This window comes from Streptomyces sp. NPDC059003 (genome assembly GCF_042740445.1).
Classification (GTDB): domain Bacteria; phylum Actinomycetota; class Actinomycetes; order Streptomycetales; family Streptomycetaceae; genus Streptomyces.
Map to the genome: position 1 here is coordinate 50783 of NZ_JBHYJH010000032.1, position 16876 is coordinate 67658.

Genomic DNA, 16876 nt, shown 5'->3' on the forward strand with positions numbered 1-16876 from the left:
AGCGATGATGGGACCGGCACACTCTCTGTCGGGGGCGGCGGCCTGGTTGGGGGTGGGCGCGGCCACGGCGGCCGCCGGGCATGCGATGCCCTGGCCGGTGCTGCTCGTCGGCGCCTTGATCTGCGCCGGGGCGGCACTCGCACCCGACCTCGACCACAGGTCGGCGACCATCTCGCGCGCCTTCGGCCCGGTCTCCCGGGGCCTGTGCGAGATCGTCGACAAGCTCTCGTACGCCGTCTACCGGTCGACCCGCAAGGCCGGCGACCCGCGGCGCTCCGGTGGGCACCGCACGCTCACGCACACGTGGGTGTGGGCGGTGCTGATCGGCGCGGGCTCGTCGGTGCTCGCGGTCGTCGGTGGACGCTGGGCGGTGCTCGCGCTGCTCTTCGTGCATATGGTGCTCGCCATCGAAGGTCTGCTGTGGCGGGCGGCCCGCGGGTCGAGCAGCGACGTGCTGGTGTGGCTGCTCGCGGCGACCAGCGCGTGGATCATGGCCGGTGTGCTGGACAAACCGGGCAACGGTTCGGACTGGCTGTTCACGGGGTCGGGCCAGGAGTACCTGTGGCTGGGTCTGCCGGTCGTCCTGGGGGCGCTGGTGCACGACATCGGGGACGCGCTGACCGTGTCCGGCTGCCCGATCCTCTGGCCCATCCCGATCGGGCGGAAGCGCTGGTATCCGGTGGGGCCGCCGCGGGCGCTGCGGTTCCGGGCCGGGAGCTGGGTCGAGCTGAAGGTGCTGATGCCGGTGTTCATGCTGCTCGGGGGAGTGGGCGGCGCGGCCGCGCTCAACTTCATCTGAGGCCGTCGCTTCATCTGAGGCCGTCGCCGTCGCCGTCGCCGTCTCGGTCCCTGTCCCAGTCCCTGACTCTGCTCCTGTGTCTGTCCTTGCTTCTGGGGCTGCTCCTGGTGCTGGGGCCGTGCCGTCTCCGATGGGGCGGTGAGGTGGCGGGGGTGTGCCGTCTCTGCCGGCGCGGTGAGCGCCCTGGTGCCAGTCGGCCGTCATCGCCGCGAGCGGCGTACCACGGCTCACCGGTAGTCAGGGGAGCGCTCGCTCGCCGGGTCCCCGGCCCGTCGGCTCGCCCGCTCTCTCGTCCTGATCCACACCGCCAGGACCAGGCACGCGGTGAGGCACCCGAGTGCGGTGATCCGCAGGGCCGTGTCGGCGGCCGCCTCGGAGCCCACGCCGCCGTCCTGACTCGTGACGGCCCCGGCAAGGCCCACCCCGAGACCGGCCGCCACAGTGATGACGGTCTTGGTGACCCCGGACGCCTCGCCGGCCCGCTCGGGGCGGATCACCGCCTGCGTGGCGATCAGGGTCAGCGAGTTGGCCACGCCGAGGACCGCGCCGCCCGCGACGGCGACGGCCAGGTACACCGCGAGGGAGGACGCCCAGGACAGACACCCGAGGACGAGCGCCCCCGCGCTCAGGCACCCCAGCATCAGCCGCGCCGCCGCCCGCGACGGCACCCGACCGGCGAGCGGCCCCGCGAGCGCCATCGCCAGCGCCGGCGCGAGGAACGCGGCACCCGCCACGGCAACGGACAGGTCCCACTGCCCCTGGAGGGTCAGGGGGACGACGAACAGGAACATCACGGTCGCGGTGTTGGCCGCCGCGCCGGTGAGGGTGAGCGCCATGAAGGGGCCGTTGCGGAAGAGGCTCAGTTCCACGAGTGGGTGGGCGACGGCGCGTTCACGGCGCACGAACAGGGCGAGCAGGACCAGGAGGACCACCGTGCCGCACAGGACGAGGGGCCACCGCCAGTCGCGGCCGCGGTCGATGAGGACGCTCAGTGCCGCGAGCGCGGCGGTGGCGGTGAGCAGGCCGCTCCAGTCGACGGTGCGGGGTGCGCTGGTGTCGTAGCTCTCGGCCGTGCGGGCGGCGCAGAGCGCGCCGAGGGCGGCGAGGGGCACGTTGATCCAGAAGATCGCCCGCCAGGACACCGCCTCGGTGAGGAGGCCGCCGATGAAGGGTCCGCAGGCCGTGGCGATGCCGCCGATGCCGAGGGCCAGGCCGGTGGCGCGGCCGCGCAGCTCGGCCGGGTAGACGTTGGTCAGCAGCGACAGACCCACCGGCATGATCATGGCGGCGCCCGCGCCCTGCGCCACCCGGGCGCCGACGAGGACGGGCAGCGTCGAGGCGAGCGCACAGACGAGCGACGACAGACCGAACAGGGCGAGCCCGGCGACGAGCAGCCGTCGGCGGCCGAAGAGATCGCCCAGGCGGCCCGCGCCCAGCATCAGGGTGCCGGTGGACAGCAGATATGCGCTGATCACCCACTGCAGACCGTCCCCGCCGGCGTGGAGGTCGCGGCCGATCTGCGGGAGTGCGAGGTTCAGCCCGAACGAGTCGAGCTGGATGCAGAACACCCCGATGGACATGGCGAACAGCGCCCATCGGCGGGTGGCGTGCGGTGGGGAAACGGCACTGTCGGCCTTCGCGTGCGTGGTCTTCACGCTCGTGCGCCCCTCCATGCTCGCGTGCTCCACGCTCGTGTGCTCCACGCTCGTGCGCTCCTCCACGCTCTTGTGTTCCTCCACGCTCTTGTGTTCCTCGTCATCACGGCCCTGGCCTCCTCTTGGTCCTGGTGCTCACGGCTTTGGACTCCGCTGGCGCGCTGCTGTCGGTGCTGTCTTCCGTGGCGTCCGGGCAGCGCGCGTCATGGTCGTCGCCGCACGGCCGTACGGCGGTTGAGGTGCTGGCGGTGGGGGATTGGCGCAGCCGGAGAAGGCCCCGGGGCAGGGGGCGTCGCTGCTCGAAAGCGTGGAGGGAGGGAAGAAGCGGAAGCCGGAAGGGGGGGGCGGGCTGTCCGCGAAAGGGCTTGAGGCGCCTCGTCGTTGGGGCCGTGCGAGCGGGTCGCCCCTGCTCAGGTCCACGGCTCGACAGCCCGACGAGCGGCTGAAGCAACATCACCGTAACTGAGGCCGATGCGCTTGCCAACCCCGTCCGGCGCGCCCGGTCGCGCCGTCCCGGCGGGCCTGGTTCTGCCATTGCCTATGTGCCGTAGAGAGGGAGGAAGCTCCGCAATTCGGCGCCGCGAGGGCCGTATTCAGCCATCAAGGGCGGGAACGTGGACGTCCGTTCGGTGCGGTGGTGCGCGGCGGGCGACAGCCCGTCGGCGCGCAGCTGTTCGGCCCGTCGTGGCATGGGCGAAGCACCAGGTCAGTGGCGCGCGAACGGCTCGCCGCGCGCCCTCACTCCGACCACGGGCGGTACGCCGCGCGACAGGTGTGTCACCAAACGTGGCACCCGGCCGCCTTCGCGATGACCTTCACCTCGTCTGCGCATGCGCGGCCTGGGGCGCTGCCGCGAAAAGCCGGAAACGTGCGGATCCTTGACAGCGCGGCCTGAATCCGACCCCGGGGTGTTGGCTGCCGCTTCAACCTCCTGTTAGTACTTTCATGCGGCAATGAACGGCAGTCGCGGGATGTTTGTCTCCACGCCTCCCCAGGGCGTTCCGGGCTGCCCGAAAATGCTGTGGTGAGTCTCGACGCAAGCAATTCCTGCACTTCTCCCCACGGACTCAGGCGGATGTGATGTCGTTAGACGCGCAGGAGATCGTTACGCCGGTGAGGCAGGTGGCGCGGACCCGCAGGACGCGCTACAAGGCCGAAATAGCAGCCGTCTCCCCGGAATCGAGCAGGGGTACCTTCGAGCAGCACGACACCTGTTTTCTCGGAGTCAGCCTTGAGAACAGCAACTTCACCACACCGAAACTCGCGAGCATGGTCAAGTGGATATCGCGGAGGTTCGACCGCTGCACCGTGCTCGTCGGTGACAGCATTCACCGGCTCACCCTGGAATCGACCCAGGGCATGGCCCCCGACGCGGCCCGGAGCAGGGCGCTGGAACTCGGTCGCTGTTTCGAGCAGACCTCGGGGGAGATCTTCGACGAGTACCGGGAGAGCACCGACTTCACCCTGCTGACCTGCGGTGAGGTGCAGACCTGGGCGGAGTACGGCGACTTCCACAACAAACTGCGGGCGTTCTTCGAGGAGAACGACACGTTTCGCACGTCGGTGGAGTCGTTCGGGCACGCCTATCACCGGAAGCGGGCCTGCGGGATCAGCGAGGCCGAGTGGGACAGGCGCATCCGCATGTCCAGTGACTACTTCCTGGAGGAGTTCGCCGTCTTCGCCTGCCTCACCGGGCGGGGGCTTCCCGTCATGGTCTACCCGGGCTCGTTCAGCACGCTGTCCGAGATAGCGCAGGGAGCGCATCCCGGTGCGCTCGATGAGCTGCGTGAACTCATCGTGGTTTCCCTCCATCTGAAAGGCCGGTGAATGGTGAGCGCGGCACCCCGAGCCCATGGCCTCGTCCCCGAGATACGACGCGGCAAGATATACAAAGACGTCTACGCGAAGCGCTCACCAGGTCGGCCCGCACTCGGCGCTGCGCAACTCGAAAGGGCCCGCGTCGTCGACGGAGTCCTTGACTTCGGTGATTCCGCGACCCGTAATCGCGCATTCCGTGACGGCGTTTTTCTCCTGGAGATCCCCGGCGGGATCGACGTGGCCGCGGGCGACGCCTTCGCCCGGCAGTTCTACGAGGGTCCGGCCGCCACGCCCTACGGCCGGTTCCGTGACATCGGCAGCGACCAGTTCGGCGACCCGCTCCTCGGCTTCCACCAACGCGTCAACCAGATCGAGCAGTTCCTCCTGGAGCGGCGCTTCTGGAGCGCCGGCTATCCGGCGGAGATCGCCGCGCTCGGCGAGGCGCTCACCCGGCTCGCCCGGGCCGTGCTGTGCTCCGTGCTCACTCACGTGGGCATCCCCGAGCGCGACTGGCGCCGGGCGACCGGAGGCTGCTCGCGGGCCGAGGGCTCGTACCACCTGACGTTCAATCACTACCGGCCCGCGCGTGAGGAGATCGGGCTCAGCTCCCACAAGGACGACGGTTTCCTCACCATCCTGCGGACGACCGCCCCCGGGCTCGAAGTCAGCCGCGAGGACCACTGGGAGACCGTCCCGGCCGATCCCGGCTGCTTCATCGTCAACTTCGGCCTGTCCATGGAGATCCTCACCGCGAGCAGCCGCATGCCCGTCGCCGCGATCATGCACCGGGTCGCGCGCCAGCAGGACGACCGCTCCAGCTTCGGGCACTTCAGCTCCAGCGGCTGCCTGCCCGGCGAGGACGAGGGCATCTACCGCTACGTACACGGCAGCGGCCTCGAGCGGGTCTGCGGCTCGCGTGAGCTCATCGACGAGAACGACTACGAGATCTACGCGGGCACCGACGCGCCCGAACCCGGCACGCCCGAACCCCATGTGCCCGAGCCTGACGCGCCTGAATCCGACGCGTCCCAACCCGGCGGCCAGCCCGAGGCCTCCGCCCCCTCGCGAGGCACCCCCGGACCGTCCGCCCCGCCGGAAGGCGACCGCCGATGACCGCCCCGCCCCTGACCCTCCAGCGCGCGGTCGTCGACGACGACCGGCTGGCCTTCGACGCCCCCGACGGTCTGCCCCGCGCGCTCCGTGACGGCTGCTTCCTGCTCGGCATCCCCGCCGGATTCGACCCGGGCCCCGGCATCACCCTGTGCCGCGAGTTCTACCGCGCACCCGATGACGGCCCCGGGGTGACCCGCGCCTACCGCGGATTCAGCGCGCTCGACGGCATCTACTTCGACCGCGAGCACTTCCAGACCGAGCACCTGCTCATCGACGGCCCCGGCCGCGCCCGCCACTTCCCGCCCGAACTGCTCACCATGAGCGAGAAGATGAGCGCCCTGACGCTCCTGGTGCTGCGCTGCGCCATGACCGAGCTCGGCATCGCGCCGGAGCGGTGGAGCGAGATCACCGGCGGCGCTGTCGACGGCCACGGCACCCACTGGTTCGCGGCCAACCACTACCGGTCCGAGCGCGCCCAACTGGGCTGCGCCCCGCACAAGGACACCGGGTTCGTCACCGTCCTCTACAACGAGGAACCCGGCCTTGAGGCCTTTGTCGACGGCGCCTGGGTGCCCGTCGACCCCCTGCCCGGCCACTTCGTCGTGAACTTCGGCGGCGCCTTCGAGCTGCTCACCGCCGCCCTGCCCCACCCCGTGAAGGCGATCCTGCACCGGGTCAGACAGTGCACCCCGGCACCGGGTGCGGCGGACCGCTTCTCCTTCGCGGCCTTCGCCAACCCGCCCGCCACCGGTGACCTCTACCAGGTCCACGCGGACGGATCCGCGGCCGCCGTCCGCAGCTCCGCCGACTTCCTGCGCGAGTTCAACGAGCAGACCTGGTCCGACCGGCACGCCGACTTCGGCATCGCCCGGCCCGAGGCCGTCGCCGCCGACGCGGGCGGTCCGTCATGAAGGTCTCCGCCGACAGCAGCCCCGCGCTGAGCGAGCCCCGCCCCACCCCCCGAGGCCCCCGCCCCATCCCCCTCCCCAACGGCCCCGCCGCCCCCTTCCCCGGCGTGCTCGCCCACCACCCGGGCCCCAGCCGCCTGCACGGGCACGCCCCGGCGTTCCACGAGGCGACCGTCGTCCGCGGCGAGCCCGCGTCGCAGTACTTCCGCGACTCCGGCATCAGCGCCCTCGCGGAGGAGAACGGCGGCCTGTGCACGTTCTGGCTGGGGGAGCGGCTAGCCGTCTACCAGATCACCAACACCGCGCTCGCCGGCGACGACGTCCTCGCGCCGTCGACCGACGCCAACCGCGAGCTGTTCGGCGACTTCATGGGCTCCCTGCCCCACGACCACCCGGACCGCCCGGCGAAGCGGGCCGCCGTCGAACGCTCCCTCGGCAGCGCCAAGTTCGTCGAGGGCATCGCCCCCGACATCCGGCGCCACACCGCCGACCACCTCGCCCGCGCGGCGGGCCGGCCCACCCCGCTGGACGACTTCACGCTGTCCCTGACGGCGTACGTCGACAGCATGATCCCCGGTGTCCTCGACCTCACCCAGCGGCCCCTGCCCGCCTATCTGCACTCGGCGGATTACGGCCGCGTCGTGCGGGGCTTCTTCGACCTCGCGTCCGACGTCATCGCCAACGACAACCCGCGGGCGATGCGCGAGTTCGACGTCATCGTCCCCTTCGTGCGCGACCTTCTGACGGCCAACTTCGACGCCCTGGCCGCCGCGCCCGCGTCCAATATGATCCGGCGCTATTTCGCGCTGTGGGAGCAGCCCTTCACCCGCGCGGCCGTGGCCGCCCTGGACACCGCCCGCGTGAAGGAACTCGGCACGGTCATCGTGGCGGCGTACGACACCACGGCCCTGAGCCTGATGTGGGCGCTCGGGTACGTGGAGGCGGATCCGGAGGTGAAGGCGGCCGTCACGGCGGAGGCCAGGAATCCGCGGTGCCCGGGCGTCGGCGCGACCCCGTCCGTGATCGACCTCGCCGTCCTGGAGGCCGTACGCCTCGGCGGCTCCAACCCCAGCGCCCTGTGGCGCCGTACGACCGAGCCGTTCACGCTGCACCACCGGGGCGCGACCGTGACCGTGCCGTCGGGCACCATGCTGTGGCTGGACCGGAGGCAGGCCAACCGCGACCCCGCGGTGTTCCCCGAGCCCTGCCGCTTCGCCCCCGCCAACATCCAGGCGATCGTGCGCTCCGGGCGTGAGACGGTCTCGTCGCTGCTCTCCCGAGGCCGGTACGAGATCAACTCGTTCAGCATGGTCAACGCCGAGCGGAACCCGCGGAAGTGCCCCGGGCGGCTGTTCTCGGTGCGCATGCAGTCCCTGATCCTCACGGAGCTGTACGGCCACTACGGAGTCGACCTCCAGGGCACCGACCTCCGGCTGAAGCAGCACGCCTCCATGCCGCGGCCCGCACAGCCGGGAACGCTCACCCTCCAGCGCCACAGGGAGCCGACGCCATGACCACCCACCACTCCGAGACGGCGCGGGCCCCGGTCAGCCTGCCCGCGATGCCCGGCGAGCGCGAGGCGCTCGCCTCGTACCCGCCGATCGCCCTGGAACGGTCCCGGCTCGACGGTGACGAGCTGGAATTCGAGCGGCCCGGCGGGTTCGACCGCGCGCTGGCGCAGGGGTTCTTCCTGCTGCGCATCCCCGACGGGCTCGACACCGAGGCAGGGGACCGGTTCGCCGCGCACTTCCACGAGGACCGGGTGGGGGACGACCTGGACCGCTACCGCGGCTTCCGCGCGTTCCCGGTGCCCGGCGCGTATCAGGGCTACTTCGACCGTGAGCACGACCAGTGGGAGAACTTCTACATCGAGCGGGCCAACTGGGCGCTCCTTCCCAAGGAGGTCGCCGCGCTCGGGCACGGGATGACCGGGCTCGGCGTCGCCGTCCTGCGGGCCGTCCTGCGGCACCTGGACATCCCGCGGGACCTGTGGGGCGAGGTGTCGGGAGGGCTCACGGACGACCGCGGCCACCAGATGCTCGCGTTCAACCACTTCCGCTCCGAGAAGGAGACGCGCGGCTGCAAGTTCCACCGCGACTCGGGCTGGGTGACGGTGCTCCGCTCCGTCGAACCGGGCCTGCTCGGGCTCATCGAAGGAGAGCTCGGCGCCATCAACCCCGAACCCGGCCACTTCATCGTGAACTTCGGCAGCTCCCTCGAAGTGCTCACCGAGAACCTGCCCCGGCCCGTGCGCGCCAACGTGCACGGCGTCGTCTCCACCGAGCGGCCCGCCGGGCGCCCGGACCGGACCTCGTACGTGACGTTCCTGGACTCCCGTCTCGACGGCACCGTCTACCGGCTCGAAGGGGGCACGGCACGGCCCGTGCAGTCCGTCGCCGACTTCGCCGTCCAGGAGGTGAGCCGTACCTATGACGACCAGGGCGCCCTGTGAGCGCCGCGGAGGCAGGACCGGCGCAGTGACCCACCAGACCAGGCACACCAGGGGAGCAGCAGGATGACGACGGACACCGCAGGCACGCACGCCGTAAGCGAGGACACCCACCTCACGCTGCCCGCCGCCGCGGTCGACGGGGGCCGGCTGCGGTTCGCCACGTCGGACGGCGCCGACGAGGCCCTCAGCCTCGGCGCGTTCAACCTGGCCGTGCCCGACGGCCTCGACGTGAGCGCGGGCCTCGCCTTCTGCCGCAGCTTCTACCAGCCCGCGAGCGGCGACCCGCACGACCGCCACCGCGGCCACCGCGAGCACGGCCACCCCGCCTCCCAGCTGGGCTACGAGGACCGCCCCGACCAGGTGGAGCAGCTCCAGCTGGAGAGCCGGCTGTGGCAGGAGTACCTGCCCGACGAGGTGACCGCGGTGCTGCGGCGGATGCGGGACCTCACCCTGGACACCCTGTACGGCGTCTTCGACGCGGCGGGAGTGCCCGAGGAGGACCGCGAGCTGATCACCGGCGGCGCCCGGCAGGACACCGGCCTGTGCTACACCACGGTCAACCACTACCGCGCGGGCCTGAGCGACCGGGCGGGGATCGTCGAGCACTCCGACAGCGGGTTCATCACCACGATCTGCACCGACCAGCCCGGCTACGAGATCCTCCACCGGGGCCGCTGGCTTCCCGTCCGGGAGCGCCCGGGACACTTCACCGTCAACCTCGGCGACGCCTTCCGGGTCCTGACCAGAAAGCTGCCGCGGCCGGTGACCGCCGTCTACCACCGCGTCCCCGAACTGCGCCCGGACGCGGGCGCCCCGGACCGCTCCTCGTTCACCATCTACATGGGTCCCCGCTACGACATGTCCCTCTACCAGTACGACACGAGGGGCACGCTGCACGAGTACCAAGGCTTCCGTGACTTCTCCGTGGAGAAGGCGGGCAAGCTCGGCTACGAGTTCCACTCCCGCATATGAGCACGGCGCGGGAACACCCGACGACGGCCCGGCCGCACGACTGGCAGCTGGCCGAACTGCGCGATGGAGAACTGCACTTCACCCACCCGGACGGGCTGCGGCGCGCGCTGCGGGACGGCTTCTTCTACGTCGCGCAGCCCGCGGGCATGGACCTGTCCGCCGGAGACCGGTTCGCCCGCTCCTTCTACCTCCCCCGGCAGGAGCGGACGGACCTTCAATCGGACCCCTACCGAGGGTTCCAGCGCTGGACGCCCGAGCGGCTGGGCCGCCACCAGGGGTACTTCTGCCGCGACGCCGACCAGACCGAGCAGTTCTTCCTGGAGAGCGCCTGGTGGGAGCGGGTCTACCCGGCCGCGCTCGCCCGGCAGGCCGCCGCCATGCGGGACTTCGCCCTCGACGTGCAGCGCGCGGTTCTCAGGCGTCTCGACCTGCCCCGCGCCCTGTGGGACGAGGCCACGGGACACAGCCTCACCCCGCACGGCACACACACCCTCACCTTCAACCACTTCCGCCCCGAAGTGGCCGCGCGGGGCCTGAACGTCCACAAGGACTCCGGCTGGGTGACGGTGCTGCGTTCCACGGAGCGCGGCCTGGAGGTCGACAGGGACGGCGGCTGGCACCCCATCGACCCGGTCCCGGGCACCTTCATCGTGAACTTCGGCTGCGCGATGGAGATCCTGACCCGGTCGACGGCGACCCCCGTGGCCGCCGTCGCCCACCGTGTGGTGCGCCAGCCGCACACGGAGGGCACCAAGCCCGACCGCTTCTCCTACGCGCTGTTCGTCGACAGCAGCCTCGACGACACCGTCTGTCCGGGCCTGTTCACCTACGAGCCGGTCACCGGGCTCCGCCTGGAGACGGGGTTCGGGACGTTCCTGGAGGACATCCTCGACAACACCTACCGGGAGGACACCCAAGGGCTCTACTGACCCGGCGTGTGGCCCGGGGAGGGGGCGGGTCACACGCCGGTACGGCACCGGACGGCCCCCTCTCTCCCACCCGTGCCAGGACCCCTCACCCGTGCCACGACCGCCACAGTGCCGCGTACGCCCCGTCCGCGCGCACCAGGTCGTCGTGGCTGCCCAGCTCGCTGATGCGGCCGTTCTCGACCACGGCGATGACGTCCGCGTCGTGTGCGGTGTGCAGGCGGTGGGCGATGGCGACCACCGTGCGGCCGTCCAGGACGCGGGCGAGCGAGCGCTCCAGGTGGCGCGCCGCGCGCGGGTCGAGGAGCGAGGTCGCCTCGTCGAGGACCAGCGTGTGCGGGTCGGCGAGGACCAGCCGGGCGAGGGCGATCTGCTGTGCCTGCGCGGGCGTGAGCCCGAACCCGCCCGAGCCGACCTCCGTGCCGAGGCCGTCGTCGAGCCCGCGCGCCCAGCCGTCGGCGTCGACCGCGCCGAGCGCCGCCCACAGCTCGGCGTCCGTCGCCCCGGTCCTGGCGAGCAGCAGATTGTCGCGCAGCGAGCCCACGAACACGTGGTGCTCCTGGTTGACGAGCGCCACATGGGTGCGTACGTCCTCCGCGGGCATCCGCATCAGTTCGGCGCCGCCGAGCGTCACCTGGCCGGTGCGCGGACCGTAGATCCCGGCGAGGAGCCTGCCGAGCGTGGACTTGCCCGCGCCGGAAGGACCGACGAGCGCGATACGCGAGCCGGGCTCGACGGCGAGTGACACCGCGCGCAGCACGTCGACGCCCGGGCGGTAGCCGAAGTGCACGTCGTCGGCGAGGACGTCGCGGCCGTCCGGCGCCACGGACGGATCCCCGGCGTCCGGTTCGATGTCGCGGACGCCCACGAGCCGGGCCAGCGAGACCTGGGCCACCTGCAACTCGTCGTACCACCTGAGAATGATGCCGATCGGGTCGACGAGCATCTGCGCGATCAGCGCGCCCGTCGTCAGCTGGCCCACGCCGATCCAGCCCTGCAGGACGAACACACCGCCGACCATCAGGACCGCGAGCAGCACGGTGACGTGCGTGGCGCTGATGACGGGGAACAGGACGGAGCGCAGGTACAGCGTGTACCGCTCCCAGGCGGTCCACTCCTTGATGCGCCGCTCCGACAGGGCGATGCGGCGCGCGCCGAGCCGGTGCGCCTCCACGGTGCGGCCCGCGTCGACGGTCTCGGCGAGCGCCGCGGCCACCGCCGCGTACCCGGCGGCCTCCGAACGGTACGCCGACGGGGCGCGCTTGAAGTACCAGCGGCAGCCCGCGACGAGGAGCGGCACCGCGATCAGCAGCGCGGGCGCCAGCGGCGGCGCGGTGACGGCGAGGCCGCCGATCAGGAGCGCCGCCCACACCACGCCGATGGCGAGCTGCGGGACGGCCTCCCGCATCGCGTTCGCGAGCCGGTCGATGTCCGTCGTGATCCGCGACAGGAGGTCGCCGGTGCCCGCGCGCTCCAGGACGCCCGGCGGCAGGCCCACCGACCGGACGAGGAAGTCCTCGCGCAGGTCGGCCAGCATCTGCTCGCCGAGCATCGCGCCGCGCAGCCGCACCTGGCGTACGAAGACCGCCTGCACGACCAGGGCGAGCGCGAACACGCCGACGGTGCGCTCCAGATGGATCTCGCGCGCCCCGTCCGACACGCTCTCGACGAGGTCGCCGAGCAGGTACGGGCCCGCCATCGAGGCGACGACGGCGAGTGTGTTCACCGCGATCAGCAGCGCGAAGGCCTTGCGGTGGCGCCGGAAGAGCTCGCGCACATAGGCCCGCACGGTCGCGGCGCCGCCGACGGGCAGCGTCTCCGCGGTCGTCGGGGCCGCCGGGTCGTACGCGGGCGGCGACAGGCCGATCATGCCGTCTCCTCGATCGGGATGGTGTGGGTGAGGTCAGGAGCGCCGCCGGAGGTGGTGCCGTGCGCGGACTCCTCGTCGGTCTCACGGGTCACCACCGCGCGGTACCGCGGCTCGCCGACGACGAGGGCGCGGTGCTCGCCGACCGCGGCGACCTCGCCGTCGTGCAGGAACACGACGCGGTCGGCGCGGTCGAGCAGCAGCGGGGACGAGGTGAGCAGCACCGTCGTACGGCCCGCGCGCAGCTCGCGCAGGCCGTCCGCGATCCGCGCCTCGGTGTGCGAGTCGACGGCGGAGGTCGGCTCGTCGAGCACGAGCACTTCCGGGTCGGTGACCAGGGACCGGGCGAGTGCGAGGCGCTGGCGCTGGCCGCCGGACAGCGAGCGGCCGCGCTCGGTGAGGTGGGCGTCCATCGGGTCGTCCGCCACCGAGCCCTGCACGAGCGCGTCGAGCACGTCGGCGCACTGCGCGGCGGCCAGCGCGCTCGCGGCGCTCACCGCTCCCGACGCCGGTACGTCGAGCAGCGCGCTCAGCGTCCCGGAGAGCAGCACCGGGTCCTTGTCCTGTACGAGGACGGCGGTGCGGGCGGCGTCCAGCGGCAGCGCGTCGAGGGGTACGCCGCCGAGCCGCACGGATGCCGGGGCCGCGTCGGACGCCGGTGCCGGGTCCGTGCCGTCCGTCGACGCGGGGTCCGGGGCGTCCGCCGACGCCGGGTGCCCGCCGAGGCGTTCGGCAAGGCGCCCGGCCGCGTCCGGGTCGCCGCAGACCACGGCGGTGAGCCGCCCGGCCGGGGCGAGCAGTCCCGTCACCGGGTCGTACAGATCTCCGGCGGCGGCCTCGTGCGCCGTGTGCGTCCCTTCCGGGGCGTGGGTGCGCTCAAGGGACAGCACGCGGGCCGCGCGCTTCGCCGAAGGACGCGAGAAGGAGTACGCCATCGCGATCTCCTCGAAGTGCCGCAGCGGGTAGTTCAGGAGCATCACCGCGCTGTACACGGTGACCAGCTCGCCGACGGTGATCCGGCCCTCACGGGCCAGGTGCACGCCGTGCCAGACGAGGGCGATCAGGAGCAGGCCCGGCAGCAGCACCTGGACGGCGGTGATCACCGCCCACATGCGGGCGCTGCGCACCGCGGCGGCCCGCACCTCCTGCGAGGCGCGCCGGTAGCGCTCGAGGAACAGGTCCTCGCCGCCGATGCCGCGCAGCACCCGCAGGCCCGCGACGGTGTCCGACGCCAGCTCGGTCGCCCGGCCGGCCTTCTCCCGCTGGAGGTCGGCCCGCCGGGTCGCGCGCGGTAGCAGCGGCAGGACCGAGAGCGCGAGCACCGGTACGCCGACGGCGACGACGACGCCGAGCGCGGGCTGGTACACGACCAGGCCCACGCAGACCACGAGCACCGTGAGCGCGGCGGCGGCGAACCGCGAGACCGCCTCCACGAACCAGCCGATCTTCTCGACGTCGCCGGTGGAGACCGCGACGACCTCACCGGCGGCCACCCGCCGGGTGAGCGCGGCGCCGAGGGCGGCGGTCTTACGGGCGAGCAACTGCTGGACCCGGGCCGCCGCCGTGATCCAGTTGGTGACCGCGGTGCGGTGCAGCATGGTGTCGCCGCCCGCGATGGCGAGCCCGGAGAGCACGATGACGCCGCCCGCGGCCGCGAGCCGCGCGCCCGAGCCGTCGACGGCGGCCTGCACGGCGAGCCCGACCGTGTACGGCAGGGCGGCGATGCCGAGGAAGTGCAGCAGACCCCAGCCGAGCGCCTTGAGCTGGCCGCCGAGCTGGTTGCGGCCGAGCCAGAGCAGGAAGCGGGGACCCGAGCGGGCGTCGGGTTCGCCCGGATCGGCGTACGGAAGATCGCGAATCTGCATGACGTCCCAGCGGTTGGTGAGGGCGGCGCGGTCGCACGGCGTCGGTACGCGGCGGTGACGAACGGCGGTTACAAACCGTGCAAGGCTCGCCTCGCACCGTCGCCCGAAGCAAACGATTTTCCGTGGTCGGGCAAAGAGTCGGCCATTCCCGAGCCCGGCGCCCGGTCCTCGGCGGGGTGTCCGCGGGGCCGGTGCGACGATGGAGCGCATGCGTATAGCCGGTGTGGTGCGAACGGCGGCCGTGGCCGCCGCCTGCTCTGTCCTCTCCCTCGTCCTGACGTCGTGCGGCGGTGGCTCGGACGACGACGGCGCAGTCACGCGGCACGAGGGCGGTGACGGCGGCCGGAAGGCGGCCCGCCCCGCCGCGGACCCCCAGCGCATCCCGGGCGTCGGCGACCGCCTCCACTCCCGCATCCCGGGCGACGCGCGCCAGGTCGTCGCCGTGTACGGGGAGGACGAGGACTCGGCGAAGGCCACCGTGGTCCTCTACACGAAGGTGGATACGAAGGCGGGCGCGCAGCCAGGCACGAAGGCGGACGCCACCTGGAAGAAGACCCGCAGCTGGCCCGCCCACAACGGCAAGAAGGGCTGGACGCCGAACCATCACGAGGGCGACAAGCGCAGCCCCGTCGGCGTGTTCACGCTCAGCGACGCGGGCGGCGTCCTCGCCGACCCCGGCGCCAAGATCCCGTACACGCGGACCGCGTCCATCCAGGCCCCGCACTACTGGCCGAAGACGCACTGGCACGACTTCGACTACGTCATCGCCATCGACTACAACCGCGTCAAGGGCGCCCCGCCGAACGACCCGACGCGCCCCGAGGGCCAGGCCAAGGGCGGCAGCATCTGGCTGCACATGGACCACGGCAGCGGCACGTCGGGCTGCGTGAGCCTGTCGAAGTCAGGCATGGCGTATCTGCTGCGCACCCTCGACCCGGAGCAGCACCCGGTCGTGGTGATGGGGGACAAGGCGGCCCTCAGGACCTGAGAGCCGCCCTGACAAGGCTCCGTTCAGGACTCCTTGGGCTTCTCCGAGTCGACGCCCGGCCGTGCCTTCTGCCACAGGCCCCGGGTGAAGTCCGGTATCGCCTGCGGCGCGCCCTTCGCCTTGATCGAGGCGTGGCTCAGCGGCACCGGTGAGGTCCAGGTCGCCGCGTCGTACACGTCGAAGTCCGGGACGAGACCGAGCCGCATGCACTGCATCAGGCGGAACACCATGATGTAGTCCATGCCGCCGTGCCCGCCCGGCGGGTTGGAGTGCTCCTTCCACAGCCAGTGGTCGAACTCGGCGGCGTACTTGCCGAAGTCCCCCCACTGGTCGTCCGTGTGGTCCGGCTCTACGTAGATGCGGGCCGGGTAGTCCTCGAAGACGCCCTTGGTGCCGCCGAGGCTGTTGATGCGGCTGTAGGGGTGGGGCGTCGACACGTCGTGCTCCAGGCGGATGACCCGCCCCTTGGCGGTCTGCACGAGGCTGATCGTCCGGTCGCTCTCGATGTACGTCTCCTTCCAGCTCGGGTCGCCCGGCGGCATGTGCGCCTTGCGGTACTCGGCGAGGCCGAGCGCGGGCGTGCCGAAGCTGGAGATGTGCGTGACGCGGTCGCCGCGGTTGACGTCCATGTAGTTGGCGACGGGCCCGAAGCCGTGGTTGGGGTACAGGTCGCCGCGCAGCCGCGTGTGCCAGAGGCGGCGCCAGGGCCCTTCGTAGTAGTCCGGGTCGAACATCAGGCCGCGCAGGTCGTGGTTGTAGGCCCCCGCCCCGTGCAGCAGATCGCCGAACTTGCTGGCGTGCGCCATGCGCAGCACCCGCATCTCGTTCTTGCCGTAACAGCAGTTCTCCAGCTGCATGCAGTGTCTGCGGGTGCGCTCCGACAGGTCGACCAGGTCCCACAGTTCGTCGAGGCGCAGCGCGATCGGGCACTCCACGCCGACGTGCTTGCCGTTGAGCATGGCCGACTTGGCCATCTCGAAGTGCCAGTCCCAGGGCGTCGCCACGTACACGAAGTCGACGTCGCCGCGCGCGCAGAGCTTCTCGAAGTCGTGCTCTCCGTTGGTGTACGTCGCGGGTGCGGGCTGGCCCGCGGTGACGACCTTCTTGGCCGCCGCCGCGGTCTTGTCCTTGACCGGGTCGCACAGCGCGACGACGCGGACGCCCGGCAGGGCGAGGAACAGGTCGATCATGCCGGCGCCGCGGTTGCCGAGCCCGATGATGGCGACCCGCACCGTGGAGCGCGGCTCGAACGGTACGCCGATCATGGTCTTGCCCTTGCGGGCCGGTTCGGGCGCGGGCGCCTGGTGCGGGCTCTGTTCGGCGCCGTCGGCGTGTGCCGCGCCGGCGGCGCCGAACGCGCCGAGTCCGAGTCCGGCTCCTGCGATGCCGGCCGTGCGCAGCACCGTGCGGCGGGAATGACCTTCGGTGGGTTCGTCGTCGGGTGCCGGTGTCGCGTTCTCGTCGTGCATCGGACCTCCGTCGTCGCGCGGGGGCGGGTTGGGCGGGGCCCACC

General features: G+C 72.0%; 13 protein-coding genes. 9 read left to right on the forward strand and 4 right to left on the reverse strand.

From position 1 onward, the window contains the following. The first annotated feature begins 4 nt into the window (after window positions 1-4). Window positions 5-799, forward strand: coding sequence for a metal-dependent hydrolase (locus ACFWZ5_RS14900; RefSeq protein WP_384790664.1), 795 nt, complete (start codon window positions 5-7; stop codon window positions 797-799). Window positions 800-1026: 227 nt separating this feature from the next. On the opposite strand, the gene ACFWZ5_RS14905 is transcribed toward ACFWZ5_RS14900, so the two are convergent. Beyond that, window positions 1027-2538, reverse strand: a complete 1512-nt coding sequence (locus ACFWZ5_RS14905) for an MFS transporter (RefSeq protein ID WP_384790545.1) — start codon at window positions 2536-2538, stop codon at window positions 1027-1029. Between the two features lie 1038 nt (window positions 2539-3576). On the opposite strand from ACFWZ5_RS14905, the gene ACFWZ5_RS14910 reads away from it, so the two are divergent. The 7 genes from ACFWZ5_RS14910 to ACFWZ5_RS14940 all read left to right on the forward strand — a co-directional run bounded on the left by ACFWZ5_RS14910 (window position 3577) and on the right by ACFWZ5_RS14940 (window position 10646). After that, window positions 3577-4281: a tRNA-dependent cyclodipeptide synthase gene (locus ACFWZ5_RS14910; protein ID WP_384890748.1), complete on the forward strand. Its 705-nt coding sequence runs from the start codon at window positions 3577-3579 to the stop codon at window positions 4279-4281. Further along, the gene (locus ACFWZ5_RS14915; RefSeq protein ID WP_384890751.1) at window positions 4282-5385 is read left to right on the forward strand and encodes a 2OG-Fe(II) oxygenase family protein; all 1104 of its coding nucleotides are present in this window, start codon (window positions 4282-4284) and stop codon (window positions 5383-5385) included. Then, window positions 5382-6296: a 2OG-Fe(II) oxygenase family protein gene (locus ACFWZ5_RS14920; protein ID WP_384790535.1), complete on the forward strand. Its 915-nt coding sequence runs from the start codon at window positions 5382-5384 to the stop codon at window positions 6294-6296. Before ACFWZ5_RS14915 ends, ACFWZ5_RS14920 begins: the two co-directional genes overlap by 4 nt. Continuing rightward, the gene (locus ACFWZ5_RS14925; RefSeq protein ID WP_384790532.1) at window positions 6293-7807 is read left to right on the forward strand and encodes a cytochrome P450; all 1515 of its coding nucleotides are present in this window, start codon (window positions 6293-6295) and stop codon (window positions 7805-7807) included. The genes ACFWZ5_RS14920 and ACFWZ5_RS14925 overlap by 4 nt, the downstream gene beginning before the upstream one ends. Continuing rightward, on the forward strand, window positions 7804-8745 hold the full coding sequence (locus ACFWZ5_RS14930) for a 2OG-Fe(II) oxygenase family protein (RefSeq protein WP_384790529.1): 942 nt from the start codon (window positions 7804-7806) through the stop codon (window positions 8743-8745). The genes ACFWZ5_RS14925 and ACFWZ5_RS14930 overlap by 4 nt, the downstream gene beginning before the upstream one ends. 63 nt (window positions 8746-8808) lie before the next feature. Beyond that, window positions 8809-9717 (forward strand): 2OG-Fe(II) oxygenase family protein, encoded by a 909-nt coding sequence (locus ACFWZ5_RS14935; RefSeq protein WP_384790526.1) that lies wholly within the window; start codon window positions 8809-8811, stop codon window positions 9715-9717. After that, complete coding sequence (locus tag ACFWZ5_RS14940; protein WP_384790524.1) at window positions 9714-10646, forward strand: 2OG-Fe(II) oxygenase family protein; 933 nt, start codon at window positions 9714-9716, stop codon at window positions 10644-10646. Before ACFWZ5_RS14935 ends, ACFWZ5_RS14940 begins: the two co-directional genes overlap by 4 nt. Window positions 10647-10731: 85 nt before the next feature. On the opposite strand, the gene ACFWZ5_RS14945 is transcribed toward ACFWZ5_RS14940, so the two are convergent. Both ACFWZ5_RS14945 and ACFWZ5_RS14950 read right to left on the reverse strand, forming a co-directional pair. Further along, the gene (locus tag ACFWZ5_RS14945) at window positions 10732-12513 is read right to left on the reverse strand and encodes an ABC transporter ATP-binding protein (protein ID WP_384790521.1); all 1782 of its coding nucleotides are present in this window, start codon (window positions 12511-12513) and stop codon (window positions 10732-10734) included. Continuing rightward, entirely contained in the window at window positions 12510-14375 is a 1866-nt protein-coding gene (locus tag ACFWZ5_RS14950) for an ABC transporter transmembrane domain-containing protein (RefSeq protein WP_384790518.1), read from the reverse strand. Before ACFWZ5_RS14950 ends, ACFWZ5_RS14945 begins: the two co-directional genes overlap by 4 nt. A 208-nt stretch (window positions 14376-14583) precedes the next feature. Here ACFWZ5_RS14950 and ACFWZ5_RS14955 point away from each other — a divergent pair, with 208 nt between their 5' ends. Beyond that, entirely contained in the window at window positions 14584-15363 is a 780-nt protein-coding gene (locus tag ACFWZ5_RS14955) for a L,D-transpeptidase family protein (RefSeq protein ID WP_384790515.1), read from the forward strand. A gap of 23 nt (window positions 15364-15386) precedes the next feature. On the opposite strand, the gene ACFWZ5_RS14960 is transcribed toward ACFWZ5_RS14955, so the two are convergent. Next, entirely contained in the window at window positions 15387-16832 is a 1446-nt protein-coding gene (locus tag ACFWZ5_RS14960; RefSeq protein WP_384790512.1) for a Gfo/Idh/MocA family protein, read from the reverse strand. Window positions 16833-16876: the final 44 nt, after the last annotated feature.

Coding starts and splice junctions, on each gene's coding strand:
- ACFWZ5_RS14900 (WP_384790664.1), top strand. CDS start 5: ATGATGGGACCGGCACACTCTCTGTCGGGGGCGGCGGCCTGGTTGGGG.
- ACFWZ5_RS14915 (WP_384890751.1), top strand. CDS start 4,282: ATGGTGAGCGCGGCACCCCGAGCCCATGGCCTCGTCCCCGAGATACGA.
- ACFWZ5_RS14920 (WP_384790535.1), top strand. CDS start 5,382: ATGACCGCCCCGCCCCTGACCCTCCAGCGCGCGGTCGTCGACGACGAC.
- ACFWZ5_RS14925 (WP_384790532.1), top strand. CDS start 6,293: ATGAAGGTCTCCGCCGACAGCAGCCCCGCGCTGAGCGAGCCCCGCCCC.
- ACFWZ5_RS14930 (WP_384790529.1), top strand. CDS start 7,804: ATGACCACCCACCACTCCGAGACGGCGCGGGCCCCGGTCAGCCTGCCC.
- ACFWZ5_RS14935 (WP_384790526.1), top strand. CDS start 8,809: ATGACGACGGACACCGCAGGCACGCACGCCGTAAGCGAGGACACCCAC.
- ACFWZ5_RS14940 (WP_384790524.1), top strand. CDS start 9,714: ATGAGCACGGCGCGGGAACACCCGACGACGGCCCGGCCGCACGACTGG.
- ACFWZ5_RS14945 (WP_384790521.1), bottom strand. CDS start 12,513: ATGATCGGCCTGTCGCCGCCCGCGTACGACCCGGCGGCCCCGACGACC.
- ACFWZ5_RS14950 (WP_384790518.1), bottom strand. CDS start 14,375: ATGCAGATTCGCGATCTTCCGTACGCCGATCCGGGCGAACCCGACGCC.
- ACFWZ5_RS14955 (WP_384790515.1), top strand. CDS start 14,584: ATGCGTATAGCCGGTGTGGTGCGAACGGCGGCCGTGGCCGCCGCCTGC.
- ACFWZ5_RS14960 (WP_384790512.1), bottom strand. CDS start 16,832: ATGCACGACGAGAACGCGACACCGGCACCCGACGACGAACCCACCGAA.